Origin of the sequence: Deinococcus rhizophilus, from assembly GCF_030271215.1 — a bacterium.
Lineage (GTDB): Bacteria > Deinococcota > Deinococci > Deinococcales > Deinococcaceae > Deinococcus > Deinococcus rhizophilus.
Genome location: NZ_JASNGB010000391.1, coordinates 1 through 536 on the forward strand (window position 1 = coordinate 1; position 536 = coordinate 536).

At 76.3% G+C, this 536-nt stretch carries 1 pseudogene; it reads right to left on the reverse strand.

What is annotated here, in order from left to right:
• Nucleotides 1-536, reverse strand: a pseudogene (locus tag QOL99_RS17510) (hypothetical protein); the annotation flags it as partial.

A 536-nucleotide genomic window follows, 5' to 3' on the forward strand; every position in this document is an offset into this window, starting at 1 on the left:
CGCCGCCCGCGCCTCACGCAGCGCGAGAAAGGGGTTGAGGGGGTCCTGGGCCACCGCCTGCCCCAGCGCCTCCTCGGCGGGCAGGGCGGCGGCCCGGCGCAGCCAGCCGGTCACCCACGGGTCGGGCGCCAGGACCACCCGCTCCTGCACCCCGCCCCCGCCCTGCACCGGCGTCAGGGTAAAACGTTCCTCGTAGCCTTCCCCCCGCACGCTGGCCCGCAGGGTGCCGCCGGAGGAGTCCAGGCTACTCACGGGCGCCGGAAGGTCGTAGCGGGCCAGCGTCTGCCCCCGGGACCCGAAGGCATACACGACAGGACCCACTCCCAGATAGACCGTACCCCCCAGGGTCGCCGGAACGCTGAGATCACCCAGCGCCTCCGGAAAGGTCCGGGTCCAGCGCAGGGTCGCCCCGTCCTCCTCGCGCAGGGTCCGGCCCTCCACGACCGGCTCGGCGCCCGTACCACCGCCCAGCACGCCGCCCAGCAGCGCGAGCGCGAGCAGCAGGCCCCGTCCCGGCCCCCTCACCCGCGCCCCCC